This is a genomic window from Citrobacter freundii complex sp. CFNIH2, assembly GCF_002880615.1.
In the GTDB taxonomy this organism is placed as follows: Bacteria; Pseudomonadota; Gammaproteobacteria; order Enterobacterales; family Enterobacteriaceae; genus Citrobacter_A; species Citrobacter_A amalonaticus_F.
Window position 1 is genome coordinate 3,243,373 of sequence record NZ_CP025757.1, and the last position, 16,832, is coordinate 3,260,204.

14 protein-coding genes and 2 pseudogenes are annotated in these 16,832 nt (G+C 48.4%); 11 read left to right on the forward strand and 5 right to left on the reverse strand.

Going from position 1 to position 16,832, the window contains the following annotated elements; genetic code table 11:
* A complete protein-coding gene (locus WM46_RS15780; protein WP_102602776.1) occupies positions 1-1,695 on the reverse strand; it encodes a ShlB/FhaC/HecB family hemolysin secretion/activation protein in 1,695 nt (564 codons plus the stop codon).
* A 1,191-nt stretch (positions 1,696-2,886) separates the two neighbouring features.
* Between WM46_RS15780 and WM46_RS15785 the strand changes: the two genes are divergently transcribed.
* From WM46_RS15785 to umuC, 3 genes and pseudogenes are all read left to right on the forward strand, one after another.
* A complete protein-coding gene (locus WM46_RS15785; RefSeq protein ID WP_102602777.1) occupies positions 2,887-4,812 on the forward strand; it encodes an ATP-binding protein in 1,926 nt (641 codons plus the stop codon).
* Positions 4,813-5,076: 264 nt separating this feature from the next.
* Entirely contained in the window at positions 5,077-5,673 is a 597-nt protein-coding gene (locus tag WM46_RS15790; protein ID WP_187394391.1) for a hypothetical protein, read from the forward strand.
* A 195-nt stretch (positions 5,674-5,868) separates the two neighbouring features.
* Positions 5,869-6,902: pseudogene (gene umuC / locus WM46_RS15795) on the forward strand (translesion error-prone DNA polymerase V subunit UmuC); the annotation flags it as partial.
* Between the two features lie 31 nt (positions 6,903-6,933).
* Here the strand turns inward: umuC and WM46_RS15800 are convergent.
* Positions 6,934-7,479: pseudogene (locus WM46_RS15800) on the reverse strand (tyrosine-type recombinase/integrase); the annotation flags it as partial.
* Between the two features lie 407 nt (positions 7,480-7,886).
* Between WM46_RS15800 and WM46_RS15805 the strand changes: the two are divergent.
* A complete protein-coding gene (locus tag WM46_RS15805) occupies positions 7,887-9,083 on the forward strand; it encodes an IS110 family transposase (RefSeq protein WP_102601400.1) in 1,197 nt (398 codons plus the stop codon).
* A gap of 120 nt (positions 9,084-9,203) precedes the next feature.
* Here the strand turns inward: WM46_RS15805 and WM46_RS15810 are convergent, their stop codons facing one another.
* The 3 genes from WM46_RS15810 to WM46_RS26875 all read right to left on the reverse strand — a co-directional run bounded on the left by WM46_RS15810 (position 9,204) and on the right by WM46_RS26875 (position 10,591).
* Positions 9,204-9,590, reverse strand: coding sequence for a putative zinc ribbon protein (locus WM46_RS15810; RefSeq protein WP_102602779.1), 387 nt, complete (start codon positions 9,588-9,590; stop codon positions 9,204-9,206).
* A gap of 116 nt (positions 9,591-9,706) precedes the next feature.
* Positions 9,707-9,913: a helix-turn-helix transcriptional regulator gene (locus WM46_RS15815; RefSeq protein WP_102602780.1), complete on the reverse strand. Its 207-nt coding sequence runs from the start codon at positions 9,911-9,913 to the stop codon at positions 9,707-9,709.
* Between the two features lie 102 nt (positions 9,914-10,015).
* A complete protein-coding gene (locus WM46_RS26875; protein ID WP_102602781.1) occupies positions 10,016-10,591 on the reverse strand; it encodes an inovirus-type Gp2 protein in 576 nt (191 codons plus the stop codon).
* 1,211 nt (positions 10,592-11,802) lie between these two features.
* Between WM46_RS26875 and WM46_RS15825 the strand changes: the two genes are divergently transcribed.
* The 7 genes from WM46_RS15825 (at position 11,803) to WM46_RS15855 (ending at position 16,767) form a co-directional block, all read left to right on the forward strand.
* Entirely contained in the window at positions 11,803-12,906 is a 1,104-nt protein-coding gene (locus tag WM46_RS15825; protein WP_102602782.1) for a hypothetical protein, read from the forward strand.
* 165 nt (positions 12,907-13,071) lie between these two features.
* The gene (locus WM46_RS15830) at positions 13,072-13,959 is read left to right on the forward strand and encodes a GTPase family protein (RefSeq protein ID WP_187394392.1); all 888 of its coding nucleotides are present in this window, start codon (positions 13,072-13,074) and stop codon (positions 13,957-13,959) included.
* A gap of 205 nt (positions 13,960-14,164) precedes the next feature.
* The gene (locus WM46_RS15835) at positions 14,165-14,566 is read left to right on the forward strand and encodes a hypothetical protein (protein ID WP_048242038.1); all 402 of its coding nucleotides are present in this window, start codon (positions 14,165-14,167) and stop codon (positions 14,564-14,566) included.
* A gap of 96 nt (positions 14,567-14,662) precedes the next feature.
* Complete coding sequence (locus tag WM46_RS15840) at positions 14,663-15,130, forward strand: hypothetical protein (RefSeq protein ID WP_102602784.1); 468 nt, start codon at positions 14,663-14,665, stop codon at positions 15,128-15,130.
* Between the two features lie 190 nt (positions 15,131-15,320).
* Positions 15,321-15,572, forward strand: a complete 252-nt coding sequence (locus tag WM46_RS15845) for a DUF905 family protein (RefSeq protein WP_102602785.1) — start codon at positions 15,321-15,323, stop codon at positions 15,570-15,572.
* A gap of 116 nt (positions 15,573-15,688) precedes the next feature.
* Positions 15,689-16,513: a DUF932 domain-containing protein gene (locus WM46_RS15850; RefSeq protein WP_102602786.1), complete on the forward strand. Its 825-nt coding sequence runs from the start codon at positions 15,689-15,691 to the stop codon at positions 16,511-16,513.
* 23 nt (positions 16,514-16,536) lie between these two features.
* Positions 16,537-16,767 (forward strand): DUF905 domain-containing protein, encoded by a 231-nt coding sequence (locus WM46_RS15855; RefSeq protein WP_102602787.1) that lies wholly within the window; start codon positions 16,537-16,539, stop codon positions 16,765-16,767.
* The last annotated feature ends 65 nt before the right edge of the window (positions 16,768-16,832 follow it).

Below are 16,832 nucleotides of genomic sequence, written 5' to 3' on the forward strand. Positions count from 1 at the left end.
TTAAAACGCCACCGCCACGCGGTAATATATAATGAGATGATCCGGTGCCAGCCAGTCCGGGTATTTCACAGGCGTTCCCACTGTAAACTGTGTCGAAAACCAGCGGTTCGCGCTGGTCAGCCCGACTGCCGCGCCCCACAGCGTGCCGCTGGCGTACGGGTCCTGGTCGTCCTGTTTCAGCCAGCCGCCATCCAGCGCTGCCATCACGCTGATTTGCCCCATCCACGGCAGGGTAAACAGCGAGTAATTCAGCTCATTTCGCAGATAACCGCCATTGTTGCCGGAAAGGTACTGTTCTTTAAAACCGCGGACAGAGCTTTCTCCACCCAGTGTGAGCTGTTCAGATCCGTAAAGCCGGTCCGGTGACCACTGAAAGTAAATGCTGCTGAGCCACCAGAGATCGGCTGCGACGGGTCGCTGGAAGCTGCCGTTGAGGCTCCATTTGCGAAACTCCGCTTTCGGCACATCGCCGTATTTATCGTGATCGTCTTCCGCGCCCAGCCACGGTACGCCGTGGGTAAAAGACGGGTTGAGGGTCGCCACACCGCCGAACATTTTTTGCGTGTGATTGATGCCGAACATCACACTGGAGAGCTTACGGCTGCTGGATTCCAGCAGCACGTCATCCAGATAATTGCGACTGATGCGGTGGATGATGCCGGTGGTAAGACCGGTTTTGATATCGCCGTTGCGAAACACCACCCACGAGCCGATAAGCCGGTGCGTTTCGCTGTCGCCGGTTGAGCGCCACGGCCAGCCGTTGTTATCAATGGTGTTGAGGTAATTGCTCCAGCTGTAGCTGTAATCAAGCAGACCGTAGCCATACGGCACACTGACACCCGCGGCAAAATTCTGCGCATCATGCGAAGCCGAAAAATCGCTGCTGCGCCCGCCGCTGACGAACCATTTATCCGCCAGCCCAAGCAGGTTATTGCCGGTCAGGGCACCGCTGAACTGGCCGGTCCCTGTGCTTTTCTGCCCGCTGTTGTCGAAACTTACCGAACCGATAAGCGGAAATTCCGGGGCGGCAGTGAGATTGGCAATTGACCAGCCCTGTTTGTCTCCAGGCTGAATTTCAATTTCCACCGGAGCCTGCCGCACGCGGTTTAATTGCTCCATACCCTGTTCAATATCGCGCAGGTTGAGGATTTTTCCTTCCAGCCCGGGAAACGTCATGGCGAGCGTCCGCTGCGGTACACCTTCCAGACGGATTTGCTGTAACCGGCCTTCCAGCACCGTGAGGGTCAGCACGCCGGAGGAGAGGTCCTGTTCGGTCAGAAAAGCGCGACTGGTGATGTATCCCTGGCTGATATACCAGTCGGAGACGGCGTTAGTGACCTGCGTCAGGCGGGTCATATCCAGGCACTGATTCAGCCAGGGGGCGGTAATTGTGTCGGCGTCGCGTGGAGAGAGCAGAGTGGCACCGCGCACTTCAATACGGGAGATGGTAAAGCACGGGCCTTCTGTGATCGGCGGCACGACAGGCGCAGATGAGCGGGGTAGCGGTGTGCTGCGCTCCAGTTCATCACGCTGACGCTGGTTCTGCTCAAGCAACTGTTGTTGCTGCTGTTGAATGGTATCGCGGTCAGCCGGAGAGAGCGGTGCCGCTGTGGCACGCACGCACGCTACCGCCAGAATGGAGATACAGAAGAGGCGCGTGACGACGGAAAATCCGCGTACTGGCTTCCTGCCCATTGCTTATCCTTAAGGGAAGTTTGTATGAAAATTGAACGAGAAAATAAGGGATTAGTAAGATTTTGTAAATAACATTATTAATTTTATGCATATGGTAACTAAGGCTAATATGTTTTTTCGTCCCCCTTCATGGCTTTTCATGGTTATCAGGTTTATTGTTATCAAAACATTGCTGTTGTGCCGGATGCTTGCGACGGGAGTTATCCGGCCACTTTTTAAGCTCATTTCGCTGTCAACTGTGCGTCGAAAAATAAGAGCGACCAGAAGGGAAGAAGCAGATGATTCAACTTCTGAACAGGGTTAACCGACAACCATACCTCTGACTCTCAGCGATGAAGTTCAGGAGCTGTAATCAACCGCTCTAAACACTACCCTGCAGAAACATCAGCGCAGAGATAATCTGAGTATAGCGGTTTAATAATTTTGGTAACTTGATCAGAAGTGCTATGCACACCTCAGGACAACACATTATCCTCAATGAAAAAAAATTATCATCGCTGAGTTTAAATGCGAATCCGCTTGACCTGCTCTTAGCTGATTGAGACACCGAGATTTAAGTGATGCCTTAATCAATTGTAAAAACAACTGTGATCTTTCGCTTCTTGCTCATAACCGACCTGACAGGTCGCTTGGTCTGTCCGCTCCGTGCCACAAGCGGAAGTTGGCGGCCTAGAGACTCTTAAAAAATTAATGGTTCGTTTTGCGGGGATACTTACAGACGAATGAAATATTGCCGTTGAGATTTCGGGACGACGTGTTGAGCTTGACCGGTTCAACACCGATATCAGGACCACATGACGACAGAAAAAAAGAAAACTGTTTTGACCTGAACAGCACAGCTCACTTAAGCCCGACCAGTGCCGGTTGTTGATGTCTGTTGTCTGAGATCATGTCTATACTGCATGAAATCGCATGAGTCTCATGCAGTATTTCTCACGCAAAAAAACCATATGTGGTGGCTTCTGTATCGAACTACGATATGCATGAAAACTATTGCATTAAGTGAAGCGGGCAGGCGAGCGAGGTTGCCCGCGCTGGAGGGGATTATGAGTAATTGTATTCGTTGACCTTGCTACGGCGGATGTACGTTGTAAAAAATCAATATATTCCTAAACAATCGATAGACACAAGTATCGACCATCAATAGTATAAATTTCATGATAAACGCATGTTTAAAAAGGATGTTATAGAATGAGCGGTTATTCGGTGACTTATGAAGAGAGATTTCTTTTTAAAGAAATCGGTTCAATAGCTACGAAACCTGATGTTGCTATTACTGAACTTGTAGCTAACTCACATGATGCTGGCGCAACGGTAGTAAAAATAAATATATCTGAAACCAATCCGCAAGTCCTCACTATTGAAGATAATGGAGTAGGACTTACGAAAGAACAATTCGAAAGCAGGTGGCTTAGATTACGATACGATAGGCACAAGCATCAGGGGGCTTATGTCGAATTTCCTAGCGATGTTGATGTCCAAACTAAACGTCTTGCGTTTGGATGCAATGGTGTAGGGAGACATGCAGGACTATGTTTCGATGATAATTATATAGTTGAAACATGGAGGGACTCCATCCGCAATTATTATCATTTAGCTGTATCCTCCGGTCAAAGTCCAATAAAAGTTATTGAACACCGTAGCGAGAAATCAACAGGTCATGGTTCTAAGATTACAGTAAATATTACTCGTAACTATGTCGACTCTGAACAAATATCAGATATTATATCTGCAAGGTTTCTTTTTAATCCGGAATTTCATGTTTATGTTAACGGCCGCAAAATCACCTTGCTAGAGCATCCTGGGGTGGTAAAAACGGAAGAAATAAATCCAATCGGAAACATAAAAATAAAACTGACTTTAGTAGATTCTTCTGCTGCGGCTAGAACTTCAAATCAGCATGGTGTCGCTTTTTGGCTGGGTGGGAGATTATTAGGAAAACCTTCTTGGTACATTGCTAAAAATCAAATAATAGATGGGCGAAAGTCATTTGCCAAAAGATATACTTTAATTGCTGAGTCGAATGATCTATTCAGCTATGTTGAACCTGATTGGTCCAGCTTCAAGTCAGACTTTACAACTATAGACCTTATATCTAATGAGATCGGTAGGATTCTTCGAGGCTGGTATATTGAGTTATCTCAAATAGACATGCAACAAGCAAAATCCACGGTAATTCAAAACCATGTTGAGGATATAAAGAGTCTAAACATTCTTGCTAGAAAGGAACTGAATGATTTTCTAGACAATATTTTGGAGGAAAGTCCAGATGTTAAATTGGAATATTTGGAGTTAGCATTTAAAGCAGCTATAAATTTAGAGAAATCCAGATCTGGGATTTCACTTTTGAGAAAGTTAATTAGCATTTCACCTGATGATGTAGAAGCGCTGAATGTTTTTTTGGATGAATGGAATGTAACAGATGCAATGACAATTCTTGCTGAAATTGACTCTCGCATAAAGTTAGTTGAGATGATTTCCAAGATTAGTGGTGACCATAGTGTGGATGAATTACATACTTTACATCCACTAATCGAGAAAGCCCGTTGGATTTTCGGTCCAGAATTCGATAGTGCCGAATATTCAAGTAACAGAGGGCTTATCAAAACAATGGAGACCATATTTAAAAAAAGTTATAGGAAAGAATGTTTTTTAAATTCATCAAAACGTCCTGATATAGTCGTAGGTAGTAATTCATCTTTAAGCATGCTTGGGCTTGAAGAGTTTGATGGTGAAATAAAGAAGACTAAGACTGTACTTTTAATTGAGCTTAAGAAAGGCGGTTTCACTATTGGTCGTGATGAGATGAATCAGGCAAGATCTTATGTGGAAGATATTTGGCATACTGGCGTAGGATCTTCACGTCCTTTTATTAAAGCATTTGTTGTTGGTGATACTATAGATAGATTTGCCAGCAAGTATCAAGCAGTTGGAAATAATGAAAATGATCAGTTTGGCGAAGTTAAAGCTATTACTTTCGATGAAATGGTTAGGACTGCGCAAGCTAGGCTTTTTAATTTACGGGACAAAGTATTCCTTAGGTACGACAGCTTAGACAATGAAGCTACGATGAGCAACGTTATCAATATTCCTACACAAGATAAATTTAGCATTTAAATTTCACGCCTGAGTCAGGTAATAATAGTTATCACCTGACTCACAATTTTATGACGTAATAGTACAATTTATTTTGTTACGGCTGATTATCTTTTGGTACTCAAATTTAGTTGGGAAGTAGGTTATTGTTACTTTCTTTGGTTGTAACTGGTCCGTCCATGAAGAAATGACTATGCTTATTCCACTAAAGATTCTTCCTGAATTGTCGATAATTGATCCGAAAAGCTAAATTCTTTACGGAATCATCGTAATTAAGGAAAGTACATGTTACTGAGTTTAATAAATAAAAAGTTAAGGTGTTTACTAATTATCATAAGTATGATGGGTTCAGGCTGTGTAACACAATCCCCATATCATTCCTCCGACCCCGTAGATCAGGCATTAAAAGTTTGTGGATTAGGATACTCATCGGAAGCGGCAACGCTTTATCGAGGTGCTTACCAGATGACTAATAAACAAGTATCTGCTGAATTTGAAACAAAGTTTAGCCAAAACCTTGAAACTCAGATGACCAGTATGTTTAAGAACTTTAAGCCTTCGGACGGAAGTTCCATGAAGATCGTGAGCGAACAGATAAATGAAAGTCGAGATTGTGTATTAAGTCTGATAAACAGTTATAGAGAACCCTCTCGAAGTGATTTAGTTTCACAATGCATTACCGACTTTAAGAAACGTGTAGGTGATACTGGTAATGGTTATCCTTATGTCCGGGACTGGACAGTTCTTGAAAGCGATCCACGCAACTCCAAAAATAAGTTAGTTGTTGGCTTTATATTTAGCCAAGGAGGACCAAACATCCCTGGAAAAATAATTTGCAAAATAAAGAATAATAAATACGACGATCTTATTTCATCCGAATAGATAATATTATTTAGATGTAGTTATTAAGTATGCAACGGCTTACCCTCCGAAGCTCCGTTTCTCTGGGTTGGCCCTGACCTGCTCCCTATGACTCAAGACACCTGATGTAAGTATGCATTCCGAACTTCCGCTGTTCCCTCATAGCTGCCATTCAAAGCATTAATAATTTTTGTAGATTTTCTATTCCACATAAACGCCTGCATGAGTAATCCTGATATGGCTCATCTTAAAGAACTGGCACCACGTGTGGAGCAATACAGCATCGATGAGATGTTCCTGACATTTATGGCATCGATGGTTGTATAAATTATGAGGATTTTGGCCGCCAATTGCGCGGGCACGTCCTGAACGGAACCGGTCTGACAATCGGTGTAGGAATGGGCCCAACAAAAACTCTGGCAAAATCCACACAGTGGGCATCAAAGGAGTGACCTCAGTTCGGAGGGGTGCTGGCCCTGACTTCCGTAAACCCGAAACGAACGGAAAAGCTGCTTTCGATGCAGCCCGTCGAGGAAATCTGGGGGGTTGGCAGACGCATCAGCAAAAAACTGAATACTTACGGGATCACAACTGCCCTGCAGCTGGCCCGCATGCACCCAGCCTTTGTGCGCAAGAATTTCGCGGTAGTGCTGGCACTGTGCGCGAACTAAACGGAGAGGCATGTATATCGCTTGAAGAGGCACCTCCGGCAAAACAGCAAATTGTCTGCAGTCGTTCGGAGAAAGGATCACAACTTACGATTCGCTGCGCCAGGCTGTTTGCCTATACGCCGAACGGGCAGCTGAGAAGCGGCGGGGAGAACGACAATATTGCCGACACATGCGGTATTAATCAAAACATCACCATTTGCAGTCAAAGAGACTTACTATGGTAACGTGGCAAGCGAAAAGTTGCTTCTTCCCACCAGAGATACATGTGACATCATTAACGCCACTGTAAAGGCTCTGGATCGTATCTTTCTTGAGGGGCATCGTTACGCAAAGGCAGGCGTGATACTGAATGACTTTACCCCTTCTGGCGTTTCTCAGCTTAACCTGTTTGACGAGGATCAGCCTCACCTGAACAGCGATAAGCTGATGAACGTGATGGACGGGATAAATCATTCCGGTCTGCGAAAAGTGTGGTTTGCCGGACGAGGGATAACGCCTGAATGGCAGATGAAGCGTGAAATGCTCTCACCGTCTTATACAACAAAATGGTCAGATCTTCCCCGCGCTTCCATTCGCTAATACTGGCCACGCGGTATGGTATGTACGCAGGTTAACCTACAGGCGGAATGTTCTGCCTCAGCAAATTTACAGCATCCTTTTCAGACATATGAAACTGTACCCGGTGGCGAGCAGCGACATCGAGCGCGAATACTTTCGTGTACACTTCCGTCGAACTCACCGACTTATGTCCCATCAGGCTCTGCAACACCTTTAGCGGAATACCGGCATACAGCATATGCATCGCGTACGAATGGCGGAACGTATGTGGAGTGACCGGAACAGAGAACGTGACGCCGTCGGCCGCTGCGGCCTCTACAGCTTCATTCAGCCAGGTGCGTACTGTGCGGTCGGTAATTTCCCAGATGCGCGCCTTCTCCGTTCGGCCGGTACGTTTGTTGCGTCGCTCCAGCGGAATTTTTAGTGTGGCCACCATCATACCCAACTGGCTGACGTACTGGTGATCGGAGAGTGGAACCTGGCGGTGAGTCTGACTTCCTGCCGGAACGCGTCCTGCCGTTCTAGCCGCTTTTTCCGTTCGCTGCTTGAGGGTGGCCAGTTGCACGAACGGCCAGGTCAAAAGTAGATACCGGTTTATCCCGGGCATGCTCTGGTACGCACAATGCGTTAGCCTGCATTCGTCAGCGTCTTCCAGCTCATGTTCGAAATAACCGCCGCTGTCATGCGTTCAGTGCAGACGTAGAGGATTATTACAGGAACGGCAGAATCAGAGCCCCTTGAATGCAGAGTCAGATACCGGATGAGGGTTACTCCCGTTACTTTATTCGAACCCCTTATACTAGGGGTGTTAGCCAGCCAGACCCGGCATGATTACTGCCCCCAGTCGTCCATGATCCGGGGGGTGATGTCACCGGGTCTGGTGGGGCGCTGGTAACCGCTAATAGGGGCTAGGTCAGGCACTTTATGCCGGGACCGTCTGTAACGTGGATGCCGGTACCTGCTCCCCGAGGTTATCTGGTTAACCCGTATAAACAGGGAGACAGAATGACCGAATCCAGCGATTACGAATCAGTCCAGGTCTTTATTGGCGTTGATGTCGGTAAAGATACCCATCACGCCGTTGCCGTTAATCGTTCAGGTAAACGCCTGTTCGACAAAGCATTACCCAACGACGAAAACAAACTCAGAGCGCTGGTATCTGACCTGAAACAACATGGTCAGATACTGCTGGTTGTTGACCAGCCTGCCACCATCGGTGCGTTACCCGTCGCCGTTGCCCGTTCTGAAGGTGTCCTTGTCGGATACCTCCCCGGGCTGGCAATGCGCCGTATCGCCGACTTACATGCCGGTGAAGCCAAAACCGATGCTCGTGATGCAGCCATCATCGCCGAAGCTGCCCGTACTCTGCCTCACGCGCTACGCACTCTGAAGCTGGCTGACGAGCAAATCGCCGAGCTCTCCATGCTCTGTGGCTTCGATGATGATCTTGCTGCACAGACAACGCAGGCCAGCAACCGTATCCGCGGTCTCCTGACACAGATACATCCGGCACTGGAGCGCGTTATCGGTCCGCGACTGGATCACCCGGCAGTACTCGATCTTCTCCAGAGATATCCCTCACCCGATAAACTTGCTTCGCTGGGTGAGAAGAAACTGGCAACCCAGCTCTGCAAACTCGCGCCCCGTCTGGGAAAGCGCCTTGCTACAGATATCACCCAGGCACTAACACAGCAAACCGTCGTCGTTCCCGGCACGAATGCCGCTGTCGTCGTTCTGCCACGCCTGGCACTCCAGCTCATCACGCTGCGTAAGCAAAGAGACGAGGTGGCCCTTGAGGTGGAACAGCGGGTTCTTGCTCACCCTCTTTACCCGGTCCTGACCAGCATGCCCGGAGTCGGTGTCAGGACCGCAGCCAGACTCCTCACAGAGGTCGCCTGCCGCGCCTTCGCCTCTGCCGCACATCTCGCTGCTTATGCTGGCCTTGCGCCGGTAACCCGGCGCTCCGGTTCGTCAATACGTGGCGAACACCCATCAAGGCGAGGCAATAAAACCCTCAAACGGGCGCTGTTCCTGTCGGCCTTCGCGGCGCTAAGAGATCCGCTCTCCAGGGCTTACTACACACGCAAAATGAGGCAGGGAAAGCGACACAATCAGGCACTTATCGCCCTGGCAAGACGACGCTGTGACGTTCTGTTCGCCATGATGCGTGACGGTACTTTTTATACCCCTGCGGCATCATAAACATGCTTGACAACTTTATAGGGGCACCCCCCCGTGGTTAAGGGCCGTACGAATGGTGCGAAATTGCATGGTGTAAATATTGTCATGATGTCCCGATGGTAAGTGGCTGACAGCCCAGACTCATTCTGTGCAACGTTCATGGCTGTGGTCACCAGTCCGGCAACTCAGGCAGTAGCGCTCACCGTGATAATCGCTGTCGCAGCCAGAACAGTGCCAGTCAGTTTTACGCACTAGGGGTAAGATATCCGGCACATAGCGACGCAACATGCGTACCCGCCTGGCTTCCTTCGGCTCAGGGCGTACATACGGACAATGGTGGAGTCCGTTTTCTGTCAGGTCTTCCCATGAGTGTTCAAACCACGGGCGGTTGGTGATCCATTCCGGGTGGAATATCAGAGCGCTGCCGCAGAGGTGACAGAAGTAGTGATCGTAAGGATAAATCTGGGCAATGATCGCTCCCGTGAGGCGTCGATTACCATCGAGAGCAATAAACGATTTTGCGTACATAGTATTGGTCCTTTGCTGGATGACGCGCAGGGCTAAACCGTCCCGGGGAGGGCTACACTGTGGGTCATTGGTCTCTGGAGTTAAATCAGGTGGGAGATGTGATTGCGTTTAATCACTCACTGGCGGGACTTTGCAATGCGTTGCTGTAGCCAGGCTTCCACTTCGCTTTCAAGCCAGCGGGAGCTTCTGCCCAGCTTAATGGGCTTTGGGAATTCACCGAGCTGAATGAGCCTGTAAAACCATTTGTCTGTTAAACCGGTGAGCTGGGTGATAAACGCCATATCGACAAACTTATCGTTAAGCAGGCTGGTGGGTGTGGTCATCGTTTTTTCTCCGTTGGTGGTAAGGGAGAAGAAGCCAGGTATTCGAATGATGCAGACTTCTTCAAACTATGACGCACTGGCGTGATTTTTTACCGGGTAGATTCAGCTCCGCTTACGCCTCCTGCCACTGACTGCCGGAGCAGGGACTGCGCTGACTCTGTAAATCCGCCGCTCTGTACGCTGCGACTGTTTACCCAGATAGCTAAGGATGTACTGCATACCCTCCCTTCCTCTGCGATCTGAAAAGTTGATTACTCGTTCACCTCGCACCCTGTAATGTCCCTTAGGCTCACACCGGTGTGCATAACCTTCTCCATCCGTAATGTCCTCCCACAACGCGCTAATGGTCTCCCAGAAGCACCAGGCCTTCCGGTGGCTCTGACCATTGATATAAAACGCCGCATGAATGTGGTAACGGTGGTCTTCCCCATATTCCATTACCCAGGCATATCCCTCCAGACCAGATATCTCTGCGCATTGCTCAGTCAGCCATGTCATCTCAGCCGCCAGTTGATGAATATCACCATACGCGAATGAATCAGAGTTTTTCCTGTATGCAAAATCCACCCGAAGCATGAGTAATTTCGAATGACAGTCAAATAACCGGTCCTGATGGTTAAATAATACTGACTGAAGAGAAAAGTCTGGTTTGTGGTTTGAGTTGATTACGTATTCCATGATAAATATCCCATAACAGTTATTGGTCATGAGATTACTGGAGAGATTAATTTTTTATGCAGTATACCAATTCAGGTTGTCAGCCATGAAAGTATGTTACTTGAGTATCATTTTTCACACGTACTGTATCGTGAAATGGAATAGGTGTTCATCACACAGGAAAGTCTGACAATCATGATGCTTTACGGCAAAGAATAAACAATTATTCCTTGATTTAGTAAACATTGAATGTACCGGGATGTCTGAAAAGAAATCATCATCCAGTAGACGAAGGAATGCTGTACTTACTGAACAGTCATTATTCCTGGATACAAAGGAATAAGTAAGTAAGTAAGTAAGTAAGTAAGTAAGTGGACAAATAATACATCTTTTATAAAATAACACTAATAACCTTAATGTTTCTTTTCACACAGTCAGTAACCTCCAGAGAATACACACACCACGCAGGTTTGAGTTATTCACACCCTGGTGTTCAAATGATATCAGCCACCATTTCTGTCTTCCGGACTTGATACCTGTACAGGCATGTGTTCATGAAAGATTTGTATACGCACACTGTTTGACTCCCGGAACTGGTTCCCCTGCCACTGTAACATTTAATGCAATAGTATTTTGCCGTTATTTATACCGATACGGGGTTTCTTTCCTGATTACGCCCCCGGCATTTTCACGCACAAAAAACACACAGGGAAGAGAGTAATTATTGGTTACTCCGGAAAAATATTCCATGAGCGGCCCGGAAACATGAAAAAAGGTAAATTCATGACGGGCTAGCGTATTTATTTTCGAGGGGAAACCGCATTCTTCCCGGAGATAACCATCAGACCACAGAATGCTCTGCAACTGGATGACAGGATAAGATACTCCCTGACCAGGTAAACGCAGTCGGAAAAACAGTCTCCCTGTAAGACGCTGACCGGCAGTAACGGAACACGCTCAGTCGCCTGAAAAGACAGTCAGAATCGTTTTCACCTTAAAATCATGTCATAACAATCTGAAACAACAGAAAAAAACAAACACACAAAAAATGACAATAAAATTATATATAATTCATCTAATTCAATGAATTAGCATGCAATCACAAGCTCTGAATAATGCTTAAAAGGCTATGTTTTACCATGCCGGACTTGTGATCCAATCGCTCTTAATTCAGAGCTTTATACGATATAATTCTGAGGTATAAAAACAGAACCAGTATTCGGGAGAGCAGAATGAGAAGGGACGGACTGAATGATTTTTATGAAGTGAACTTTCTGAGGTTAAGGGAGATAGATGCCACGTATCCATCGGAACCCATACGTTACGCGGACCTGGCTGACATATACAGCTTCATCAGCTTTAAAGATGCAGAATGTGAAAAAATACCGCCGGATGAAATTTCCACTAAAAAAAGAAAAACGCAGGTAACAGACGGCTACGCATGCAATCTTTTGTCGGACATTCTTAAATATGAGTATTCATTACTCCCTGACTCATCCCGTTCTCTCGCGGGAACGTATAAATATTTTAAACTTCATTACGAAGCCCCCCAAAAATATAAAGGAGAATTGAAGAAAAATCTTATTTATAAAGAAGATGCGTTACTTAAAATCCAGACTGAATATAACAAAATAAAAAATAAAACATCCGGAAAAATCACAATAATCCCAATCAGCTTTCACCTCAACCGCAAGACAAATGGAAAACTTGAACACATCATCGATGACTTAACCATGATTAACATGGCCTTTGCCTCGATGATGAGTAAAATAAAGCATCGCACAATGTACAGCCGGATAGCCGGACATGTAAGGCTGGGCATACTGGATGAAAAATTTGAGCCTTTCGCCCATGTGTTATTTTTTATTCAGGACGGGGCCGTCAGTCATGACTTCATCAGGGAAATTATTGAGGTCTGGTACTCTTTCATCCCTGAAGGCATTGAATGCAGGGCAGGTATTTCAGGCTTCGACTTTGATTTTTTACTCGACTTCCAGCGCGAAGTCATCAATGAACAAAAAAGTTCTCCCACGCCAGGAGGAATAACTTTTTTCATATCCGATATACTGAACCCGTTCCCTGACGTCACAGCTACCGGATATGATAACCGTGAACCCTGTGCATTATTTTCCCGTCTGGTCAGAAGAACAGAAAGGGAAGATAACATCAACAGAACCCACAGACGACGTCTTGCTGACAGGGAGACAGAAATCAGTGCGACTAAAAAAAAGAGTGGTTATGACAAACTGAAAAACACACCTGCAATTCACAGGGAATATTTTTTAAGAATTGCAAAAAAAGTCAACAAAATTCCTTTTATGCGCACCATAAACTGAATAAACATATCTGCGGGGCGCGCGCGCCCCTGCTGATATCTGAATAAAATGCTATATCCGCATTTTTAAATTTTTCTCAGTTATATATCACCTCAGTGAATTCCCTCCCGTTTACTTCAGTCAGGCCATCCCCACCGGATGGCCTTTTATTATGCCGAGGCTTATATGAAACATCCTTCGGGCTATGCCCTTATCCGTCGCCATCTGCGGCGCTATCCCCGCGCCCTGCGTCAGCATCTTCTCCGGGAACTCAACCAACTCGTCACATACGAACCCGTGATTGGCATCATGGGCAAAACCGGCGTCGGAAAATCTTCGCTGTGTAATGCGCTGTTCCGTAGTCAGGTCTGTGCGGTCAATGCCGTGGAGGCCTGTACCCGCCAGCCTCAGCGTGTACGTCTGCGCTTCGGTAACCATTACCTGACGCTGGTGGATTTACCCGGTGTGGGAGAGAGCATCAGCCGTGACAACGAATACCGTGAGCTGTACCGCGAACTCATGCCACAACTCGATATGGTGCTGTGGGTGCTCAAGGCCGATGACAGGGCATTCTCGGTGGAAGAGCATTTTTATCAGGGGGTATTCGCACAATACAGCGGACCGCTGCCACCGGTGTTGTGGGTCCTCAACCAGGTGGATAAAACCGAACCGGCTGAACAGTGGAACTGGCTGTCGGCACAGCCTTCAGTATCACAGAGTGAGCATATTACGCAGAAGCGCCAGGCCGTCGCCCGTCAGATGGGAACCGCAGAGACGAATATTCTTCCGGTGTCAGTCAGGGGACGGTACCACCTTCCCCGTCTGGTGGAGGCGATGATTACCCGTCTCCCAAAGCAGGCCCGCAGCCCGCTGGTGCCTCACCTGCAAAGCGGGTACCACACCCCCGGCATTATCACTACCGCCCGCAACAGCTTTGGCGATGCCGTGGTGGAAGTGATTGACGCGGTCATCGACCTGACCCCGTTGCCACAGGCCGCACGTTACGCACTCAAGACCGTCACACACACCATGGCCCGTGCTGCCCGGACCGTCTGGTCCTTCTTCTTTGGCTGACTTCCGCATCGATAAGCCTGTCTTCCGTTTCGATAAATAATCTGGCTCTGTCACGATCGATTTTGTCGATCGACCCGATCGGTTTTATTCATTATTCATGATGAATTTCCGGTTATAGAATCCCTCAGGGATACTGTATTCAGCCATTTACTGATTAAAAATCAATGCGATGAATTGCAGGAATGCCTTCATCCGGAGAAAAGTAATGAAAAGGTTTTTTATGGCGCTGACCGCCAGTCTGTTGTTCACCTCACTTCCTTCCCTGGCCGGCAGCGATATGCCCGTTAAAGTGGAGGTCAGCCATGCCGGTCATGAGTGCTATGGCTGCGTCTATGTCACCGTGACAGCAAAAACCGACACCGTTCTGATAAAGAAAATCGATGTTAACCGGGGAAAATGCCCGATGCTGACACACCGAAAAATAGCCTACAGGGGCCGGAACGTGGATGGCTGGTGGCCCACAGATAAACCGTTCACACCCCGCAAAATGACCTTCGCTGACAGTGTCTTCTGGAAATTTGGTCACACACTCGACTTTGGTAAAGCCTGCAATTTTGTTGAGGCACGGGTGTTCACCGACCAGGGCACATTCACCGTCAGCCAGTGATATGGTCAGTATCACTTATCCGCCCTCTTTCTTAACGCGTCTCACCGTCTTCAGGAGAGACCCGTATCGTCTTAACCATCACCCTCAGGGAATACCATGAAAAAGAAAATATTGCTTTCCACTCTTCTGATATCTGCCCTGACTCCGGCAGTGTCACAGGCCTCTGGCAATCGTGATGTCTGGGTCAGCGGCTGGGGTCAGGGGGTGTCTGAGTTTGTGATTCAGGGGAAAGGACAGTCGCAGCTTTACCTGACCTGCGAAGACACCGGCTCACGCGCGGCCACGCTGAGTTTCACCGACGAAAAAGGCCATCAGGTCAGGATGGATAACGGCCAGTCGCTGGACATGAAAATTGACGATGAGGAGCCTGTCAGCGTCAGTGACAGCGAGTCACATGTGGGCTCAGACAACGTGGCATGGGCATGGGATAAACTGCGCACCGGTAAGCGGGTCATCGTGTCCGGGGAAGGCGTAAAGGCCGCCGTGTTTACGCTTAACGGTGCGGGGAAGGTCCTTCCCGCGTTCGGGGACAGCGGCTGTCTGCCGAAATATGCCCTGCCGTAATAAAGACAGGTAACGCCTTTTTTCTGAATTCATTCACGCTCACGACAACAGGAACCTCAGTCCATGACGCATATCCCGGTTCAGGCAACACAAATCCGCCAGCCCTGACCACTGCAGCAGTATTTCACACCGCCGACGCCCTGCTCACCTGAGCGGGGCGTTTTCTTTTGTTTCTCATCAGGGATCAGTTATGCAGACCACTGATAATGCGTTGCTGCCACCCGGCCCCTTCACCCGGGCACAGGCGGAAGCCATGGCCGCAAGCTATCTCAACGTCACCGTCGAAGACGACCAGGGCACCCATTTTCGTCTGGTCATCCGCGACTGCAGCGAAATGCTGATATGGCGGGACTGGAATTTTGCCCCGCAGGCCGGAGAGATGCTGAACCGCTGTCTCATCAGCGACGGTATCCCTGTGTCACCACAGTCACTGAGCCACTGAGCAGCGAAGTCCTGCTCACTTTTTCAACAGAATACAGTCCCCCACAGGCCATGCACCTTCCGGAGCATGGCCTTTCTGCTTTTATGCCCTTTAACCTGATATCAGAGGTATTAACCATGCGCTTAGCCAGCCGTTTTGGTGCGGCCAGTCTCGTACGCCGCGACCGCCCACTGACCCGCAACGAACTGTCCCATTACGTTCCCAGCGTATTCAGTGAAGAAAAGCACGAATCACGCTCAGAACGTTATACGTATATCCCGACCATCACACTGCTTGATAATCTGCAGCGGGAAGGCTTCCAGCCGTTCTTTGCCTGCCAGACCCGCGTGCGCGACCTGAATAAACGCGACCACACAAAACACATGCTGCGTCTGCGGCGTGAGGGGCAAATCACCGGCAAACAGGTCCCCGAAATCATTCTGCTTAACAGCCACGACGGCTCCAGTTCATACCAGATGCTGCCGGGCCTGTTTCGCTTTGTCTGCCAGAACGGACTTGTCTGTGGCGAAACCTTTGGTGAGGTTCGCGTACCGCACAAGGGCAACGTGGTGGAGAAAGTCATTGAAGGTGCTTATGAGGTGCTGGGGATATTTGACCGGGTGGAGGAGAAACGTGATGCCATGCAGTCCGCTCTGTTACCGCCACCAGCGCAACAGGCGATGGCGAGGGCCGCTCTCCACTATCGTTTTGGTGAAGACCACCAGCCCGTCACTACCGCTCAGATACTGACGCCACGTCGTTACGAAGACCGCAGTGATGACCTCTGGACGGTGTATCAGCGGATGCAGGAGAACCTGATGAAGGGAGGACTGACGGGGCGCACCGCACAAGGGCGAAGCAACCGTACCCGTGCTGTGAACGGTATCGACGGCGATGTGAAACTTAATCGTGCGCTGTGGGTGATGGCAGAGAATATGCTCGAACTGCTGGAGCAGGCATAACTTCTACGAGGAGAAACATACCCGTGAACACCGAAACCCATCCGCAACTTCCCTCCGGCCCGTTTACCCGTGAGCAGGCCTCAGGCATCGCAGCGCAATATGACAACGTCGCCATTGAAGACGACCAGGGAACGCATTTTCGTCTGGTTATTCGTTGCGAAGGAGTGATGGTCTGGCGGGCATGGAACTTTGAACCTGAAGCCGGAGTGATGCTGAATCGCTACATTGCTCGTTATGGCATCAGCAGGTCCTGACCGGCTTTAACAGACTTCATTCTCATCCTCTCCCGCCAGCCCTGACCGGCTGGCCTTTTTATTTC

Bases quoted from the DNA above. Each gene is read 5' to 3' on its own strand.
- WM46_RS15825 (WP_102602782.1), top strand. From the start codon at position 11,803: ATGAGAAGGGACGGACTGAATGATTTTTATGAAGTGAACTTTCTGAGG.
- WM46_RS15815 (WP_102602780.1), bottom strand. From the start codon at position 9,913: ATGACCACACCCACCAGCCTGCTTAACGATAAGTTTGTCGATATGGCG.
- WM46_RS15810 (WP_102602779.1), bottom strand. From the start codon at position 9,590: ATGTACGCAAAATCGTTTATTGCTCTCGATGGTAATCGACGCCTCACG.
- WM46_RS15850 (WP_102602786.1), top strand. From the start codon at position 15,689: ATGCGCTTAGCCAGCCGTTTTGGTGCGGCCAGTCTCGTACGCCGCGAC.
- WM46_RS15805 (WP_102601400.1), top strand. From the start codon at position 7,887: ATGACCGAATCCAGCGATTACGAATCAGTCCAGGTCTTTATTGGCGTT.
- WM46_RS26875 (WP_102602781.1), bottom strand. From the start codon at position 10,591: ATGGAATACGTAATCAACTCAAACCACAAACCAGACTTTTCTCTTCAG.
- WM46_RS15780 (WP_102602776.1), bottom strand. From the start codon at position 1,695: ATGGGCAGGAAGCCAGTACGCGGATTTTCCGTCGTCACGCGCCTCTTC.
- WM46_RS15790 (WP_187394391.1), top strand. From the start codon at position 5,077: ATGTTACTGAGTTTAATAAATAAAAAGTTAAGGTGTTTACTAATTATC.
- WM46_RS15785 (WP_102602777.1), top strand. From the start codon at position 2,887: ATGAGCGGTTATTCGGTGACTTATGAAGAGAGATTTCTTTTTAAAGAA.
- WM46_RS15840 (WP_102602784.1), top strand. From the start codon at position 14,663: ATGAAAAAGAAAATATTGCTTTCCACTCTTCTGATATCTGCCCTGACT.
- WM46_RS15845 (WP_102602785.1), top strand. From the start codon at position 15,321: ATGCAGACCACTGATAATGCGTTGCTGCCACCCGGCCCCTTCACCCGG.
- WM46_RS15835 (WP_048242038.1), top strand. From the start codon at position 14,165: ATGAAAAGGTTTTTTATGGCGCTGACCGCCAGTCTGTTGTTCACCTCA.
- WM46_RS15830 (WP_187394392.1), top strand. From the start codon at position 13,072: ATGAAACATCCTTCGGGCTATGCCCTTATCCGTCGCCATCTGCGGCGC.